The organism is Pseudomonas sp. P106(2024) (genome assembly GCF_057480815.1).
In genome coordinates this window covers 68,047-84,854 of record NZ_JBLIYU010000017.1, presented here as the reverse complement: position 1 = coordinate 84,854, position 16,808 = coordinate 68,047, and the positions used below count along the sequence as shown (strand labels likewise).

At 65.1% G+C, this 16,808-nt stretch carries 13 protein-coding genes; 12 read left to right on the top strand and 1 reads right to left on the bottom strand.

Going from position 1 to position 16,808, the window contains the following annotated elements; translation table 11 throughout:
* From nuoE to AC25M7_RS22010, 11 genes are all read left to right on the top strand, one after another.
* Positions 1-498: an NADH-quinone oxidoreductase subunit NuoE gene (gene nuoE / locus AC25M7_RS22060; RefSeq protein WP_012313767.1), complete on the top strand. Its 498-nt coding sequence runs from the start codon at positions 1-3 to the stop codon at positions 496-498.
* Positions 495-1,862, top strand: a complete 1,368-nt coding sequence (gene nuoF / locus AC25M7_RS22055; protein WP_028692463.1) for an NADH-quinone oxidoreductase subunit NuoF — start codon at positions 495-497, stop codon at positions 1,860-1,862. Before nuoE ends, nuoF begins: the two co-directional genes overlap by 4 nt.
* A gap of 132 nt (positions 1,863-1,994) precedes the next feature.
* Complete coding sequence (gene nuoG / locus AC25M7_RS22050; protein ID WP_062361143.1) at positions 1,995-4,709, top strand: NADH-quinone oxidoreductase subunit NuoG; 2,715 nt, start codon at positions 1,995-1,997, stop codon at positions 4,707-4,709.
* Positions 4,706-5,713 carry an NADH-quinone oxidoreductase subunit NuoH gene (gene nuoH / locus AC25M7_RS22045; RefSeq protein WP_028692465.1) on the top strand — a complete coding sequence of 336 codons (1,008 nt, stop codon included), beginning with the start codon at positions 4,706-4,708 and terminating at the stop codon, positions 5,711-5,713. Before nuoG ends, nuoH begins: the two co-directional genes overlap by 4 nt.
* 11 nt (positions 5,714-5,724) lie before the next feature.
* Complete coding sequence (gene nuoI / locus AC25M7_RS22040; protein WP_003251442.1) at positions 5,725-6,273, top strand: NADH-quinone oxidoreductase subunit NuoI; 549 nt, start codon at positions 5,725-5,727, stop codon at positions 6,271-6,273.
* 10 nt (positions 6,274-6,283) lie between these two features.
* Positions 6,284-6,784, top strand: coding sequence for an NADH-quinone oxidoreductase subunit J (gene nuoJ / locus AC25M7_RS22035; RefSeq protein ID WP_023631348.1), 501 nt, complete (start codon positions 6,284-6,286; stop codon positions 6,782-6,784).
* 3 nt (positions 6,785-6,787) lie between these two features.
* On the top strand, positions 6,788-7,096 hold the full coding sequence (gene nuoK, locus AC25M7_RS22030; protein WP_008096201.1) for an NADH-quinone oxidoreductase subunit NuoK: 309 nt from the start codon (positions 6,788-6,790) through the stop codon (positions 7,094-7,096).
* Positions 7,093-8,946: an NADH-quinone oxidoreductase subunit L gene (nuoL, locus tag AC25M7_RS22025; RefSeq protein WP_028692466.1), complete on the top strand. Its 1,854-nt coding sequence runs from the start codon at positions 7,093-7,095 to the stop codon at positions 8,944-8,946. Before nuoK ends, nuoL begins: the two co-directional genes overlap by 4 nt.
* A gap of 40 nt (positions 8,947-8,986) precedes the next feature.
* The gene (nuoM, locus tag AC25M7_RS22020; RefSeq protein ID WP_028692467.1) at positions 8,987-10,519 is read left to right on the top strand and encodes an NADH-quinone oxidoreductase subunit M; all 1,533 of its coding nucleotides are present in this window, start codon (positions 8,987-8,989) and stop codon (positions 10,517-10,519) included.
* A gap of 7 nt (positions 10,520-10,526) precedes the next feature.
* Complete coding sequence (gene nuoN, locus AC25M7_RS22015; RefSeq protein ID WP_028692468.1) at positions 10,527-11,996, top strand: NADH-quinone oxidoreductase subunit NuoN; 1,470 nt, start codon at positions 10,527-10,529, stop codon at positions 11,994-11,996.
* Positions 11,997-12,147: 151 nt separating this feature from the next.
* The gene (locus AC25M7_RS22010; RefSeq protein ID WP_486971468.1) at positions 12,148-14,199 is read left to right on the top strand and encodes a TonB-dependent receptor family protein; all 2,052 of its coding nucleotides are present in this window, start codon (positions 12,148-12,150) and stop codon (positions 14,197-14,199) included.
* Between the two features lie 44 nt (positions 14,200-14,243).
* Here AC25M7_RS22010 and AC25M7_RS22005 read toward each other — a convergent pair whose 3' ends face one another.
* Positions 14,244-15,308, bottom strand: a complete 1,065-nt coding sequence (locus tag AC25M7_RS22005) for an AI-2E family transporter (protein ID WP_486971467.1) — start codon at positions 15,306-15,308, stop codon at positions 14,244-14,246.
* Positions 15,309-15,432: 124 nt separating this feature from the next.
* On the opposite strand from AC25M7_RS22005, the gene trhP reads away from it, so the two are divergent.
* On the top strand, positions 15,433-16,767 hold the full coding sequence (gene trhP / locus AC25M7_RS22000) for a prephenate-dependent tRNA uridine(34) hydroxylase TrhP (RefSeq protein WP_486971466.1): 1,335 nt from the start codon (positions 15,433-15,435) through the stop codon (positions 16,765-16,767).
* Positions 16,768-16,808: the final 41 nt, after the last annotated feature.

The window sequence follows — 16,808 nt, the reverse complement described above, 5'->3', positions numbered from 1 at the left end:
ATGAACAGCACGCTTATCCAAACCGACCGTTTCGCCCTGAGCGAAACCGAGCGCTCGGCCATCGAGCACGAGATGCACCACTACGAGGACCCGCGCGCGGCGTCCATCGAGGCCCTGAAGATCGTCCAGAAAGAGCGCGGCTGGGTGCCAGACGGCGCCATCTACGCCATTGGCGAAGTGCTGGGCATCCCCGCCAGCGACGTCGAGGGCGTGGCCACTTTCTACAGCCAGATCTTCCGCCAGCCAGTCGGTCGCCACATCATCCGCGTGTGCGACAGCATGGTCTGCTACATCGGCGGCCATGAATCGGTGGTCAGCCAGATCCAGAGCGAGCTGGGCATCGGCCTCGGCCAGACCACCGCAGACGGCCGTTTCACCCTGCTGCCGGTATGCTGCCTGGGCAACTGCGACAAGGCCCCGGCGCTGATGATCGACGACGACACCTTTGGCGACGTGCAGCCTGCCGGCGTCTCCAAGCTGCTGGAGGGTTACGTATGACCATCACTTCCTTCGGCCCGGCCAACCGCATTGCGCGTACCGCCGAAACCCACCCGCTGACCTGGCGCCTGCGTGACGACGGCGAGCCGGTCTGGCTTGCCGAGTACGAGTCCAAGAACGGCTACGCCGCCGCGCGCAAGGCGCTGGCCGACATGTCCGCCGACGACATCGTGCAGAGCGTCAAGGACTCCGGCCTCAAGGGCCGTGGCGGCGCGGGCTTCCCCACTGGCGTGAAGTGGGGCCTGATGCCCAAAGATGAATCCATGAACATCCGCTACCTGCTGTGCAACGCGGATGAAATGGAGCCCAACACCTGGAAAGACCGCATGCTGATGGAGCAACAGCCCCATCTGCTGGTCGAGGGCATGCTGATCAGCGCCCGTGCGCTGAAAGCCTACCGCGGCTACATCTTCCTGCGTGGCGAATACACCACCGCGGCAAAGAACCTCAACCGCGCCATCGACGAAGCCAAGGCGGCAGGCCTTTTGGGCAAGAACATCCTCGGTTCGGGCTTCGACTTCGAGCTGTTCGTGCACACCGGCGCCGGCCGCTATATCTGCGGTGAAGAAACCGCGCTGATCAACTCGCTGGAAGGCCGCCGCGCCAACCCACGCTCCAAGCCGCCCTTCCCTGCCGCGGTCGGCGTGTGGGGCAAGCCGACTTGCGTCAACAACGTCGAGACCCTGTGCAACGTGCCGGCCATCGTCGCCAATGGCAACGACTGGTACAAGTCGCTGGCCCGTGAAGGCAGCGAGGACCACGGCACCAAGCTGATGGGCTTCTCCGGCAAGGTGAAGAACCCCGGCCTGTGGGAACTGCCGTTCGGCGTCACCGCCCGCGAGCTGTTCGAAGACTACGCCGGCGGCATGCGCGACGGCTTCAAGCTCAAGTGCTGGCAGCCAGGCGGCGCCGGTACCGGCTTCCTGCTGCCCGAGCACCTCGATGCACAAATGTATGCCGGTGGTATCGCCAAGGTCGGTACCCGCATGGGTACGGGCCTGGCCATGGCGGTCGACGACAGCATCAACATGGTCTCGCTGCTGCGCAACATGGAAGAGTTCTTCGCCCGCGAATCCTGCGGCTGGTGCACGCCGTGCCGCGACGGCCTGCCGTGGAGCGTGAAGATGCTGCGCGCCCTGGAGAAAGGCCAGGGCCGCGCCGAAGACATCGAGACCCTGCTGGGTCTGGTCAACTTCCTCGGCCCAGGCCGCACCTTCTGTGCTCACGCACCAGGTGCCGTCGAGCCATTGGGCAGTGCCATCAAATATTTCCGCTCGGAATTCGAGGCCGGTGTAGCCCCAGCCAGTGCTGGTAGCGAAGCCCTGCGCCCGAACCTGGCGAAGCCGATCGTGGTCGGCGCATAACAAGATGAACAGCGGATGGTCCGTGCCATCCGCCAGCTCGCCGGCCGGCCCGAACGATTCGTGGCTGGCCGCGAGCTCACCGATTTCCATTAGCCACGCCCGCCCACGCGGGCCAACGAAGAACTTTGAACAATGGCCACTATCCACGTAGACGGCAAAGCGCTCGAAGTCAACGGTGCGGACAACCTGTTACAGGCCTGTCTGTCGCTCGGCCTCGACATCCCCTATTTCTGCTGGCACCCGGCGCTCGGTAGCGTCGGCGCCTGCCGGCAGTGCGCGGTCAAGCAGTACACCGACGAGAACGACACCCGTGGTCGTATCGTCATGTCCTGCATGACCCCTGCCTCCGACGGCACCTGGATTTCCATCGACGATGAAGAGTCCAAGGCGTTTCGCGCCAGCGTCGTCGAATGGCTGATGACCAACCACCCGCACGACTGCCCGGTGTGCGAGGAAGGCGGTCACTGCCACCTGCAGGACATGACGGTAATGACCGGCCACAACGAGCGCCGCTACCGTTTCACCAAGCGTACCCACCAGAACCAGGACCTCGGCCCGTTCATCGCTCATGAGATGAACCGCTGCATCGCCTGCTACCGCTGCGTGCGCTACTACAAGGACTACGCTGGCGGCACCGACCTGGGCGTGTATGGCGCCCACGACAACGTGTATTTCGGTCGCGTCGAAGACGGCGTGCTGGAAAGCGAGTTCTCCGGCAACCTCACCGAGGTCTGCCCGACCGGTGTGTTCACCGACAAGACCCACTCCGAGCGCTACAACCGCAAGTGGGACATGCAGTTCGCCCCGAGCATCTGCCATGGCTGCTCCAGCGGCTGCAACATCAGCCCCGGCGAGCGCTACGGCGAACTGCGCCGCATCGAGAACCGCTTCAACGGCTCGGTGAACCAATACTTCCTGTGCGACCGTGGCCGCTTCGGTTATGGCTACGTCAACCGCAAGGACCGTCCACGCCAGCCGTTCCTCGCCGATGGCAGCAAGCTGAGCCTGGACGCCGCCCTGGACAAGGCCGCCGACCTGCTGCGCGGCCGCACCATCGTCGGCATCGGCTCGCCACGCGCCAGCCTCGAGAGCAACTACGGCCTGCGTGAGCTGGTCGGCGCCGAGTACTTCTACTCGGGCATGGAAGCTGGCGAACTGGCCCGCGTGAGACTGGCGCTGAACGTGCTGAATGACAGCCCGCTGCCGGTCCCGACCCTGCGCGACATCGAAGACCACGACGCCGTGTTCGTGCTCGGCGAAGACCTGACCCAGACCGCCGCCCGCCTCGCCCTGGCCGTGCGCCAGGCCACCAAGGGCAAGGCCGAGGCCATGGCCGACGCCATGCGCGTACAGCCTTGGCTGGACGCCGCGGTGAAGAACATCGGCCAGCACGCGCTGTACCCGCTGTTCATCGCATCCTTGGCTGAAACCAAGCTGGACGACGTCGCCGAAGAGTGTGTACACGCCGCTCCCGCTGACCTCGCCCGCATCGGTTTCGCCGTGGCCCACGCCATCGACCCGAGCGCGCCTGCCGTCGCCGGCCTGGACGAGGAAGCCAAGGCCCTGGCCCAGCGCATCGCCGACGCCCTGGTCGCCGCCAACCGCCCTCTGGTGGTCGCCGGCACCTCCCTGGCGGATCCAGCGCTGATCGAAGCCGCCGCCAACATCGCCAAGGCCCTCAAGCTGCGCGAGAAGAACGGTTCGCTGAGCCTGGTCGTGCCTGAGGCCAACAGCCTCGGCATGGCGATGATGGGCGGCGAGTCCGTCGACGCCGCCCTGGACGCGGTCATCAGCGGCAAGGCCGACGCCATCGTCGTGCTGGAAAACGACCTGTACGCCCGCGTACCGGCTGCCAAGGTCGACGCCGCCCTGGCCGCCGCCAAGGTAGTGATCGTTGCCGACCACTCCAAGACCCCGACCCTCGACCGTGCCCACTTGGTGCTGCCGGCCGCCTCCTTCGCCGAAGGCGACGGCACCCTGGTCAGCCAGGAAGGCCGTGCCCAGCGCTTCTTCCAGGTGTTCGACCCGCAGTACCTGGACAGCAGCATCCAGATTCACGAAGGCTGGCGCTGGATGCACGCCCTGCGTGCCACCCTGCTCAACAAGCCGGTGGACTGGACCCAGCTGGACCACGTCACCAGCGCCTGCGCCGAAGCCGCCCCGCAACTGGCCGGCATCGTCAACGCCGCACCAAGCGCCGCATTCCGCATCAAGGGCATGAAGCTGGCCCGTGAGCCGCTGCGCTACTCGGGCCGCACCGCCATGCGCGCCAACATCAGCGTGCACGAGCCGCGTACCCCACAGGACAAGGACACCGCGTTCGCCTTTTCCATGGAAGGCTACTCGGGCTCGGCCGAGCCGCGCCAGCAAGTGCCGTTCGCCTGGTCGCCGGGCTGGAACTCGCCGCAAGCCTGGAACAAGTTCCAGGACGAAGTGGGTGGCCACCTGCGTGCCGGTGACCCGGGCGTGCGCCTGATCGAGTCGCAGGGCGACCGCCTGAACTGGTTCACCGCCATTCCGGGCGCGTTCAACCCGGCCCGCGGTACCTGGACCGCCGTACCGTTCTTCCACCTGTTCGGCAGCGAAGAGTCCTCCTCGCGCGCCGCCCCGGTGCAGGAACGCATCCCGGCCGCCTACGTCGCCCTGGCCAAGTCCGAGGCCGACCGCCTGGGCGTCAACGACGGCGCGCTGCTGAGCCTGAACGTGGCCGGCGTGTCGCTGCGTCTGCCGCTGCGTATCAATGAAGAACTGGGCGCTGGCCTGGTTGCGTTGCCCAAAGGCCTGGCCGGCATTCCGCCCGCCATCTTCGGTGCAGCCGTCGAAGGCCTGCAGGAGGCAGCACAATGAGCTGGTTCACCCCCGAAGTGATCGATGTGATCATTCAGGTCGTCAAGGCCATCGTGGTGCTGCTGGCCGTGGTGGTCTGCGGCGCGCTGCTCAGCTTCGTCGAACGACGCTTGCTGGGCTGGTGGCAGGACCGCTACGGTCCGAACCGTGTCGGCCCGTTCGGCATGTTCCAGATCGCAGCCGACATGCTGAAGATGTTCTTCAAGGAAGACTGGAACCCGCCCTTCGTCGACAAGATGATCTTCACCCTGGCACCGGTCGTGGCCATGAGCGCCCTGCTGATCGGCTTCTCGATCATCCCGATCACCCCGGGCTGGGGCGTGGCCGACCTGAACATCGGCCTGCTGTTCTTCTTCGCCATGGCCGGTCTGTCGGTCTACGCCGTGCTGTTCGCCGGCTGGTCGTCGAACAACAAGTACGCCCTTCTGGGCAGCCTGCGGGCTTCGGCACAGACCGTGTCGTACGAAGTGTTCCTGGGCCTGGCGCTGATGGGCGTGGTGGTGCAGGTGGGCTCGTTCAACATGCGCGACATCGTTGATTATCAGGCCCAGAACCTGTGGTTCATCATTCCGCAGTTCTTCGGCTTCTGCACCTTCTTCATCGCTGGCGTCGCCGTGACTCACCGTCACCCGTTCGACCAGCCGGAAGCGGAACAGGAACTGGCCGACGGCTACCACATCGAATATGCCGGCATGAAATGGGGCATGTTCTTCGTGGGTGAGTACATCGGCATCATCCTGATCTCGGCGCTGCTGGTAACCCTGTTCTTCGGTGGCTGGCACGGTCCGTTCGGTATCCTGCCGCAAGTACCGTTCCTGTGGTTCGCCCTGAAGACCGCGTTCTTCATCATGCTGTTCATCCTGCTGCGCGCCTCGATCCCGCGCCCACGCTATGACCAGGTGATGGACTTCAGCTGGAAGTTCTGCCTGCCGCTGACCCTGATCAATTTGCTGGTGACCGCTGCGATCGTGCTCTACAACACGCCAGCCGTCGCGGCCCAGTGAGGATTTGACCCATGTTCAAGTATATCGGCGACATCGTTAAGGGCACCGGCACACAGCTGCGCAGCCTGGCCATGGTGTTCTCCCACGGGTTCCGCAAGCGCGACACCCTGCAGTACCCCGAAGAACCCGTGTACCTGCCGCCGCGCTACCGTGGCCGCATCGTCCTCACCCGCGACCCCGACGGCGAGGAGCGCTGCGTGGCGTGCAACCTCTGCGCGGTGGCCTGCCCGGTCGGCTGTATCTCGCTGCAGAAGGCCGAGACCGAGGACGGCCGTTGGTACCCCGAGTTCTTCCGCATCAACTTCTCGCGCTGCATCTTCTGCGGCCTGTGCGAAGAGGCGTGCCCGACCACCGCGATCCAGCTGACTCCGGATTTCGAAATGGCCGAGTTCAAGCGTCAGGACCTGGTGTACGAGAAAGAAGATCTGCTGATCTCCGGCCCCGGCAAGAACCCTGACTACAACTTCTACCGTGTTGCGGGCATGGCGATCGCTGGCAAGCCGAAAGGCTCTGCGCAGAACGAAGCCGAGCCGATCAACGTGAAGAGCTTGCTCCCATAAGGACAGAAAGATGGAATTCGCTTTCTACTTCGCATCCGGTGTCGCCGTCGTCTCCACGCTGCGCGTGGTGACCGGCACCAACCCGGTGCACGCCCTGCTCTACCTGATCATTTCGCTGATCTCCGTGGCGATGATCTTCTTCTCCCTCGGTGCGCCATTCGCCGGCGCCCTGGAAGTGATCGCCTACGCCGGCGCCATCATGGTGCTGTTCGTGTTCGTGGTGATGATGCTCAACCTCGGACCGGCTTCGGTCGCCCAGGAGCGCGGCTGGCTCAAGCCCGGCATCTGGGCGGGGCCGGTGATCCTCGCCGCCCTGCTGCTGCTGGAGCTGCTGTACGTGCTGTTCGTCACCCCGTCGGGCGCCGCCATCAGCGGTACCACCGTCAGCGCCAAGGAAGTCGGCATCAGCCTGTTCGGCCCTTACCTGCTGGTGGTCGAACTGGCCTCGATGCTGCTGCTCGCGGCAGCCGTCACCGCCTTCCACCTGGGCCGCAACGAGGCGAAGGAGTAAATCATGGGTGCTATCCCTCTCGAGCATGGTCTGGCGGTCGCCGGCATCCTGTTCTGCTTAGGTCTGGTTGGCCTGATGGTCCGCCGCAACATCCTCTTCGTGCTCATGAGCCTGGAAGTCATGATGAACGCCTCCGCACTGGCGTTCATCGTCGCCGGTGCCCGTTGGGTCCAGCCCGACGGCCAGGTGATGTTCATTCTGGTGATCAGCCTGGCAGCCGCCGAGGCCAGCATTGGCCTGGCGATCCTGCTGCAGCTGTATCGCCGCTTCCACACTCTCGACATCGATGCTGCCAGTGAGATGCGCGGATGAACCTTATCTTCCTGACGTTCGTATTCCCCCTGATCGGCTTCCTGCTGCTGTCGTTCTCGCGCGGCCGCTGGTCCGAGAACCTGTCGGCGCTGATCGGCGTCGGCTCGGTCGGTCTGTCGGCGGCCACCGCCGCCTATGTGATCTGGCAGTTCAACGTCGCCCCGCCTGAAGGCGGCGCGTACAGCCAGCTGCTGTGGCAGTGGATGTCGGTGGACGGCTTCGCGCCGAACTTCACCCTGTATGTGGATGGCCTGTCGGTCACCATGCTGGGCGTGGTCACCGGCGTGGGCTTCCTGATCCACCTGTTCGCTTCCTGGTACATGCGTGGCGAAGCCGGCTATTCGCGCTTCTTCTCGTACACCAACCTGTTCATCGCCAGCATGCTGTTCCTGGTGCTGGGCGACAACCTGCTGTTCATCTACTTCGGCTGGGAAGGCGTGGGCCTGTGCTCGTACCTGTTGATCGGTTTCTACTACAGCAACCGCAACAACGGTAACGCGGCGCTCAAGGCGTTCATCGTCACCCGCATCGGCGACGTGTTCATGGCCATCGGCCTGTTCATCCTGTTCGTCCAGCTGGGTACCCTGAACGTGCAGGAACTGCTGGTGCTGGCACCGCAGAAGTTCCAGGCAGGTGACACCTGGATGGTACTGGCCACCCTGATGCTGCTGGGTGGCGCGGTCGGTAAATCGGCCCAGCTGCCGCTGCAGACCTGGCTGGCCGACGCGATGGCCGGCCCGACTCCTGTTTCGGCACTGATCCACGCGGCCACCATGGTGACTGCGGGCGTGTACCTGATCGCCCGTACCAACGGCCTGTTCCTGCTGGCGCCGGACGTCCTGCACCTGGTCGGCGTCGTGGGTGGCGTGACCCTGGTCCTGGCCGGCTTCGCCGCCCTGGTACAGACCGATATCAAGCGTATCCTGGCCTACTCGACCATGAGCCAGATCGGCTACATGTTCCTGGCCCTGGGCGTCGGCGCCTGGGACGCGGCGATCTTCCACCTGATGACCCACGCCTTCTTCAAGGCCCTGCTGTTCCTTGCCTCCGGTGCGGTGATCGTCGCCTGCCACCACGAGCAGAACATCTTCAAGATGGGCGGCCTGTGGAAGAAACTGCCGCTGGCCTACGCCAGCTTCGTGGTCGGTGGCGCCGCCCTGGCCGCCCTGCCGATCCTGACCGTGGGCTTCTACTCCAAGGACGAGATCCTCTGGGAAGCCTTCGCCAGCGGCAACAGCGGCCTGCTGTACGCCGGCCTGGTCGGTGCGTTCATGACCTCGCTGTACACTTTCCGTCTGATCTTCATCGCCTTCCACGGCGAAGCCAAGACCGAAGCCCACGCCGGCCACGGCATCAGCCACTGGCTGCCGCTGGGCGTGCTGATCGTGCTGTCGACCTTCATCGGCGCCTGGATCCACCCGCCGCTGGCAGGCGTGCTGCCTGAAAGCGCAGGCCACGCCGGTGGCGAAGCCAAGCACTCGCTGGAGATCGCCTCGGGCGCCATCGCCATCGCCGGTATCCTGCTCTCGGCCCTGCTGTTCCTGGGCAAGCGCCGCTTCGTCACCGCAGTTGCCAACAGCGGTATCGGTCGCGTCCTGTCAGCCTGGTGGTTCGCCGCCTGGGGCTTCGACTGGATCTACGACAAGCTCTTCGTCAAACCTTACCTGCTGATCAGCCACATCCTGCGCAAGGACCCGGTTGACCGCAGCATCGGCCTCATTCCTCGCCTGGCTCGCGGCGGTCACGTCGCCATGAGCAAGACCGAGACCGGCCAGCTGCGCTGGTACACCGCCTCGATCGCCGTGGGTGCCGTGCTGGTGCTCGGTGCCGTGGTAGTGGCCGCGGTATGACTATGAATCTTGCGACTTTGCCAAAGGAAACCAACCCGTCATGATTTTGCCTTGGCTGATCCTGATCCCCTTCATCGGCGGCTTCCTGTGCTGGTTGGGTGAGCGCTTCGGCGCCACCCTGCCGCGCTGGATCGCGCTGCTGACCATGTCCCTGCTGCTCGGCATCGGCCTGTGGCTGTGGGCGAACGGCAACTACACCCTGGCTCCCGCCCCTGGCGCGGAGCCCGCCTGGGCCCTCGAATACAAGGTCGAGTGGATCAAGCGCTTCGGCATCAGCATCCACCTGGCCCTCGACGGCCTGTCGCTGCTGATGATCCTGCTCACCGGCCTGCTCGGCGTGCTGTCGGTGCTGTGCTCGTGGAAAGAGATCCAGCGCCACGTCGGCTTCTTCCACCTCAACCTGATGTGGATCCTCGGCGGCGTGGTCGGCGTGTTCCTGGCCCTGGACCTGTTCCTGTTCTTCTTCTTCTGGGAAATGATGCTGGTGCCGATGTACTTCCTCATCGCGCTCTGGGGTCACAGCTCCTCCGACGGCAAGAAGACCCGCATCTACGCGGCGACCAAGTTCTTCATCTTCACCCAGGCCAGCGGCCTGATCATGCTGGTGGCGATCCTCGGCCTGGTGCTGGTCAACTACAACAGCACTGGCGTGATCACCTTCAACTACAGCGACCTGCTCAAGGCCGAACTGCCGGCCGGCGTCGAGTACCTCCTGATGCTGGGCTTCTTCATCGCCTTCGCGGTGAAGCTGCCGGTGGTGCCGTTCCACTCCTGGCTGCCTGACGCTCACGCCCAGGCGCCGACCGCAGGTTCCGTGGACCTGGCGGGCATCCTGCTGAAGACCGCGGCCTACGGCCTGCTGCGCTTCGCCCTGCCGCTGTTCCCGAACGCCTCGGCCGAGTTCGCGCCGATCGCCATGACCCTGGGCCTGATCGGCATCTTCTACGGAGCCTTCCTGGCCTTCGCCCAGACCGACATCAAGCGCCTGGTGGCGTTCTCCAGCGTCTCGCACATGGGCTTCGTGCTGATCGGCATCTACTCCGGCAGCCAGCAGGCCCTGCAGGGCGCGGTGATCCAGATGCTGGCCCACGGCCTGTCGGCCGCCGCGCTGTTCATCCTGGCCGGCCAGCTGTACGAGCGCCTGCACACCCGCGACATGCGCGAGATGGGTGGCCTGTGGCACCGCATCGCTTATCTTCCGGCCATCAGCCTGTTCTTCGCCGCCGCATCGCTGGGCCTGCCGGGCACCGGCAACTTCGTCGGCGAATTCCTGATCCTGATCGGCAGCTTCGCCCACGTCCCATGGATCACCGTGATCGCCACCACCGGCCTGGTCTTCGGCTCGGTGTACTCGCTAATCATGATCCACCGTGCCTACTTCGGTCCGGCCAAGGCCGACACCGTGCTGGCCGGCATGGACGGTCGCGAGCTGATCATGGTGCTGGGCCTGGCGGGCCTGCTGATCCTGCTGGGCGTGTATCCGCAGCCGTTCCTGGACACATCTGCCGCCACCATGAGCGGTGTGCAGCAGTGGCTCGGTTCCGCTTTCACTCAACTCGCTTCGGCCCGGTAAGAGCGCTATGGAATTCACCACTCAACACTTCATCGCATTGGCGCCGATGCTGATCACCACGCTCACCACGGTGGTGGTGATGCTGGCGATCGCCTGGAAGCGCAACCACTCGCAGACCTTCCTGCTGTCCACCGTGGGCCTGAACCTGGCCCTGCTGTCGATCCTGCCGGCGCTCAAGGTCGCGCCGCTGGCAGTCACCTCGCTTGTGACCATCGACAAGTTCGCCTGCCTGTATATGGCGATCATCCTGGTGGCGACGCTGGCCTGCGTCACCCTCGCCCACGCCTACCTGGGCGAAGGCTCCAAGGGCTTCCCGGGCAACCGTGAAGAACTGTACCTGCTGCTGCTGATGTCGGCACTGGGCGGTCTGGTGCTGGTCAGCGCCAACCACCTGGCTGGCCTGTTCATTGGCCTTGAGCTGCTGTCGGTGCCGGTCTACGGCCTGGTGGCGTACGCCTTCTTCAACAAGCGCTCGCTGGAAGCCGGCATCAAGTACATGGTGCTGTCGGCCGCCGGCTCCGCCTTCCTGCTGTTCGGCATGGCGCTGCTGTACGCTGACGCAGGCAGCTTGACCTTCGACCAGCTGGGCAAGGCCCTGGCCGCCACCAGCATGCCGAGCCTGCTGGCGCAACTGGGCCTGGGCATGATGCTGGTCGGCCTGGCCTTCAAGCTGTCGCTGGTGCCGTTCCACCTGTGGACCCCAGACGTGTACGAAGGCGCCCCGGCGCCGGTCGCCGCGTTCCTGGCCACCGCCAGCAAGGTCGCGGTGTTCGCCGTGGTCGTGCGCCTGTTCATGCTCTCCCCTGCCGCCAGCAGCGGCGTGCTGAGCACCGTGCTGGCGGTGATCGCGGTTGCCTCGATCATCATTGGCAACCTGCTGGCGCTGACTCAGAGCAACCTCAAGCGTCTGCTCGGTTACTCGTCCATCGCCCACTTCGGCTACCTGGTCATCGCCCTGGTCGCCAGCAAGGGCCTGGCCCTGGAAGCCATGGGCGTGTACCTGGTCACCTACGTGATCACCAGCCTGGGCGCCTTCGGCGTGATCACCCTGATGTCCTCGCCGTATGCCGGCCGTGACGCCGACGCCCTGTACGAGTACCGCGGCCTGTTCTGGCGCCGTCCGTACCTGACCGCGGTACTGACCGTGATGATGCTGTCGCTGGCCGGTATCCCGCTGACCGCGGGCTTCATCGGCAAGTTCTACATCATCGCCACCGGCGTCGAGTCGCACCTGTGGTGGCTGGTCGGCGCCCTGGTGATCGGCAGCGCCATCGGCGTGTACTACTACCTGCGCGTCATGGTCACCCTGTACCTGGTCGAGCCGAACCTGCGTCGCCACGACGCTCCGCTGAAGTGGGAACAGCGCACCGGCGGCGTGATGCTGCTGGCCATCGCCATCCTCGCCTTCGTGCTCGGTGTGTACCCGCAGCCGCTGCTGGAGATGGTGCAGCAGGCGGGTCTGCAACTGATCGGCTGATCGGCTGACTGTGTCACAAGACACCCCGCCTCGGCGGGGTGTTCTTTTTTGGGGCCGCTTTGCGGCCCCATGGCCATTACCGATCGACCACTGTGCTTCGTCTGCCCTTTGCAGCGTCAGACTCCCGCATTCGATCTGGAACCCCGTACCCATGCGCCCCACCCTCCCCTACTCCCTGCTGGCCCTGTTCGTCGCAGGCACCGCCCAGGCCGCCAATCGCGTCGAACTCGACCAGGTGCTGATCCAGGACCGGCAGCAATCCGAACTGGAAGCCGCCGCCGACCAGCTGCGCGAAATCCCCGGCGCCAGCAACCTGGTGGACATGGGCAAGGTGGGCCAGGGCCGGGTGGCCAGCAACCAGGACGTGCTGGCCTATCAGCCGGGGGTGTTCGCCCAGTCGGCGGGCAACGACGGCATCAAGCTGTCGATCCGTGGTTCGGGCATCAACCGCGCGCCGGGCGCCCACGGCTCGGGCGTGTACACGATGTTCGACGGCCTGCCGCTGACCGGCCCGGGCGGCACGCCCTATGAACTGTTCGAACCGCTGTGGCTGAGCCGCGCCGAGGTGCTGCGCGGCGCCAATGGCTTCGACCAGGGCTCGCTGGCCCTGGGTGGCGCGATCAACTATGTGACCCACACCGGTCACGATGCCGCGCCCTTGCAGGTGCGCTACGAAGTCGGCAGCCGTGGCTACCAGCGCCGGCACATCAGTACCGGACAGGTGCTGGGCAACCTCGACTACTACGTGGCCCTGACCGATGCCGAGTACGACGGCTATCAGGACCACAGCAGCGGCAGCGCCAAGGGCATCGCCGCCAACGTCGGCTACCGCTTCAACCCGAACCTGGAGACGCGCTTCTACCTGCGCTACCGGGAAACCGAAAACGACCTGGCCGGACGCCTGACCAAGGACCAGATCAAGCACCATCCCCGTGCCGCCAATCCAGCCTACCTGGCCCGCGACGACAGACGCCCTCAACCGGGCAGCACCTGGGTGGGCAACAAGACCACCTTCTTCCTGGATGACGATTCGCGCCTGGAGGCGGGGCTGGTCTATCACGACTACCCCATGGACCTGCGCGAAGGCCCGATGCGCCTTAAGGTCGCCTACACCGATGTCAGTGGCACGCTGAACTACTTGCGTCGCGACACGCTGTTCGGTCATGAGAGCAAGACCACCCTCGGCTGGCGCACCACCAAGCACCTGCCCAACAGCGGCGCTTCGCAGTTCGCTCGCCCCGGCGGCGACAATTTCGGTGCCCGCACCCGCGATTTCAGCTACCAGGGTTCGGACACCGTGCTGCATGCAGGCAACGACCTGGAGCTGATTCCGGACCTGTGGCTGACCATGGGCCTGGCGATGATCTACACCCGCCGCGAAAGCGACGTCACCTACCCAACCAGTGGCGGCAAGGTCAGTCAGCATGACTGGGACTACGCCCCACGCCTGGGCCTGCGTTACGACCTCCGCCCGGACCTGCAGGTCTACGGCAACCTCAGTCGCTCGGTGGAGCCGCCGCACCCGTGGTCGCTGGTCTGGAGTGCGCCAGTCGCCAACCAACCCATGAAGATGCAGAACCAGACCGCCGCCACCCTGGAACTAGGCGCCCGCGGCGATTCGGCACTGGGACGCTGGGACCTGGCCTGGTACTACGCCCAGGTACGCCACGAACTGTTAAACGTGGAAGTCGTGCAAGGCTTGCCGTTCAAGGAGTTCAACGCCAGCCCCACCGTGCACCAGGGCATCGAGGCCGGCCTGGACAGCCTCCTCTGGGAACAACCGGGCACCGGCAAGCTCAGCTTGCGCCAGGCCTACACCTTCAGCGACTTCCACTACCGCGACGACGACACGTTCGGCGACAACCGCCTGCCCGGCATCCCCATGCACTACTACCAGGCCGAACTGCGCTACGACTGGCCGAGCGGCTTCCATGCCGGGGTTAACACGCAGATGGCCTCCAAGGTGCAGGTGGACTACGCCAACAGCTACCACGCCGACGCCTACGCCCTGCTCGGCGCGCGCCTGGGCTGGGATTCGCCGAAACGGGATTGGCAGACCTGGCTCGACCTGCGCAACCTGACCAACAAACGTTACGCGGCGACGGTGACGCCGGGGTACAACGATGCCGGGCAAGACATCGCCCGCTCGACGCCGGGTGAAGGGTTTGGGGTGTATGCGGGGGTTTCCTACAGCTTCCGATAATCGCCAATGGCGGTGCGCCGATGCGACTTGCCCCACGATGGTCCTCATGAAGGCAACTGCACCTGCGGCTTGGTCGAGGCAAAGATCGCCCAGCTGGAGATGAACAACGCCGCGATCAACGGCCCGATCACGAAGCCATTGAGCCCGAACACCGCCAGCCCACCGAGTGTCGACACCAGCACCAGGTAATCCGGCATCCGCGTATCCTTGCCCACCAGGATTGGCCGCAGTAGGTTGTCCACCAATCCGATCACCAGCACACCGAACGCGGTCAGCACGATCCCCTGCCAGATCGCCCCGGTCAGCAGGAAGTACAACGCCACCGGCCCCCAGACGATCCCCGCGCCCACCGCCGGCAGCAACGACAGGAACGCCATCAGCACCGCCCACACCAGCACGCTGGGAATGCCCAGCACCCAGAAGATCAGCCCGCCCAGCGCACCCTGGGTGATCGCCACCAGCAGGTTGCCCTTGACCGTGGCCCGTACCACGCGCTTGAACTTCAACTGCAGGCGGCGCTTCTGCTGCTCGGGCAGCGGCACCGCCTGGCGCACCTTGCGCGCCACCTCCGCGCCCTCGCGCAGGAAGAAGAACAGCAAATAGAGCATGATGCCGAAGCTCACCAGGAACTCGAAGGTGCCCTGGCCGAAGCTGAACGCCTGCCCAGCGAGGAACTGGCTGCCCTGGGTCGCCCACTTGGTGATCTTGTCACGCAGGCCATCGAGGTTGCCCATACCCATGCGGTCGAGGAAATGCTGGGCGTAGGCCGGCAGCATGTCCTTGCCGCGCTCGATATAGCCGGCGATATCCAGCTGGCCGCTTTCGATGCGCTGGTACAGCGTCGCGCCCTCCTGCACCAGCAGGGTGCCGATGACGATCACCGGCAATACAGCGATCAGCAGGCAGGTGACCAGCGCCATCGCCGTGGCCAGGTTGCGCCGCCCACCAAAGCGCAGCAACAGCTGGCGTTGCAGAGGCGCGAAAAGAATCCCGAGGATCACCGCCCAGAAGATCGCGCCGGAGTACGGCAACAGGATCCAGATGAAGGCGATGGTCACCAGTGCCAGCAGCACGGTCAGGGCTTTGTTCTGCAATAAGGTTTCGTTCATGGGCATTCCTCGAGGGCTCAACAATTTAGTGCCCCGCGCGCCGGCAAAAGTGCCGTTGATCCAGATCAATACCTGAACATCGCCTCCGTCTTAGCATCCGCGCCTTTTGCCCCCGGTGCGCACCATGACCCCTCTCGCCAAGCCCGAACTGCTCGCCCCCGCCGGCACCCTCAAGACCATGCGCTACGCCTTCGCCTACGGCGCCGACGCGGTCTACGCCGGCCAGCCGCGCTACAGCCTGCGGGTGCGCAACAACGAGTTCGACCACGCCAACCTGGCCCTCGGCATCCAGGAGGCCCAGGCCCAGGGCAAGCGTTTCTACGTAGTGGTCAACATCGCCCCGCACAACGCCAAGCTCAAGACCTTCCTCAAGGACTTGACGCCGGTGATCGAAATGGGCCCGGATGCACTGATCATGTCCGACCCGGGACTGATCATGCTGGTACGCCAGCACTTCCCGCAGATGCCCATCCACCTGTCGGTGCAGGCCAACACGGTGAACTGGGCCAGCGTGCAGTTCTGGCAAGGCCTGGGACTGACCCGGGTGATCCTGTCGCGGGAGCTGTCGTTGGAAGAGATCGAGCAGATCCGCCAGCAGGTGCCAGAGATGGAGCTGGAAGTGTTCGTGCACGGCGCGTTGTGCATGGCCTATTCCGGGCGCTGCCTGCTGTCGGGCTACATGAACAAGCGTGACGCCAACCAGGGCACCTGCACCAATGCCTGCCGCTGGAAGTACCAGGCTACCCCGGCCACCGAGAATGCCACCGGCGATATCGTCCGTGAGTGCGAGCCGACCCTGGGCCTCGGCGCGCCGACCGAGCAGGTGTTCCTGCTCCAGGAGTCCAACCGCCCCGGCGAAGAGATGCCGGCCTTCGAGGACGAGCACGGCACCTACATCATGAACGCCAAGGACCTGCGCGCCATCCAGCACGTCGAGCGCCTGGCCCGGATGGGCGTGCACTCGCTGAAGATCGAGGGCCGCACCAAGTCGCACTTCTACTGTGCCCGCGCCGTGCAGTCCTACCGCCAGGCCATCGACGACGCCGTGGCCGGGCGGCCGTTCGACCGCGGCCTGATGAGTAACCTCGAGTCCCTCGCCCAGCGCGGCTACACCGAAGGTTTCCTGCGCCGCCACGTGCACGACGAGTACCAGAACTACCAGCGCGGCAACTCGGTGTCCGAGCGCCAGCAGTTCGTCGGCGAACTGACCGGAGTGCGCGTGGACGGCCTGGCCGAAGTGAAGGTGAAGAACCGCTTCGCCGTGGGTGACCACCTGGAGCTGATGACCCCGCGCGGCAATTACCACTTCGACCTGCACCGCCTGTGCGACCGCCAGCAGCAGGCCATCGAGGTGGCGCCGGGCGACGGCCATGTGGTGTACCTGCCGATTCCCGAGCAGGTCTCGCTGGAGTTCGGCCTGTTGATGCGCGACCTGGAGAGTGGCGAGGCCGCTGCCTGACAAATCTGTAATCCGCGCCTCAGGTGGCTGACAGGCGCGGG

What these genes read in the sequence shown, in the direction of transcription:
- nuoE (WP_012313767.1), top strand. Translation starts at nt 1, where the DNA reads ATGAACAGCACGCTTATCCAAACCGACCGTTTCGCCCTGAGCGAAACC.
- nuoF (WP_028692463.1), top strand. Translation starts at nt 495, where the DNA reads ATGACCATCACTTCCTTCGGCCCGGCCAACCGCATTGCGCGTACCGCC.
- nuoG (WP_062361143.1), top strand. Translation starts at nt 1,995, where the DNA reads ATGGCCACTATCCACGTAGACGGCAAAGCGCTCGAAGTCAACGGTGCG.
- nuoH (WP_028692465.1), top strand. Translation starts at nt 4,706, where the DNA reads ATGAGCTGGTTCACCCCCGAAGTGATCGATGTGATCATTCAGGTCGTC.
- nuoI (WP_003251442.1), top strand. Translation starts at nt 5,725, where the DNA reads ATGTTCAAGTATATCGGCGACATCGTTAAGGGCACCGGCACACAGCTG.
- nuoJ (WP_023631348.1), top strand. Translation starts at nt 6,284, where the DNA reads ATGGAATTCGCTTTCTACTTCGCATCCGGTGTCGCCGTCGTCTCCACG.
- nuoK (WP_008096201.1), top strand. Translation starts at nt 6,788, where the DNA reads ATGGGTGCTATCCCTCTCGAGCATGGTCTGGCGGTCGCCGGCATCCTG.
- nuoL (WP_028692466.1), top strand. Translation starts at nt 7,093, where the DNA reads ATGAACCTTATCTTCCTGACGTTCGTATTCCCCCTGATCGGCTTCCTG.
- nuoM (WP_028692467.1), top strand. Translation starts at nt 8,987, where the DNA reads ATGATTTTGCCTTGGCTGATCCTGATCCCCTTCATCGGCGGCTTCCTG.
- nuoN (WP_028692468.1), top strand. Translation starts at nt 10,527, where the DNA reads ATGGAATTCACCACTCAACACTTCATCGCATTGGCGCCGATGCTGATC.
- AC25M7_RS22010 (WP_486971468.1), top strand. Translation starts at nt 12,148, where the DNA reads ATGCGCCCCACCCTCCCCTACTCCCTGCTGGCCCTGTTCGTCGCAGGC.
- AC25M7_RS22005 (WP_486971467.1), bottom strand. Translation starts at nt 15,308, where the DNA reads ATGAACGAAACCTTATTGCAGAACAAAGCCCTGACCGTGCTGCTGGCA.
- trhP (WP_486971466.1), top strand. Translation starts at nt 15,433, where the DNA reads ATGACCCCTCTCGCCAAGCCCGAACTGCTCGCCCCCGCCGGCACCCTC.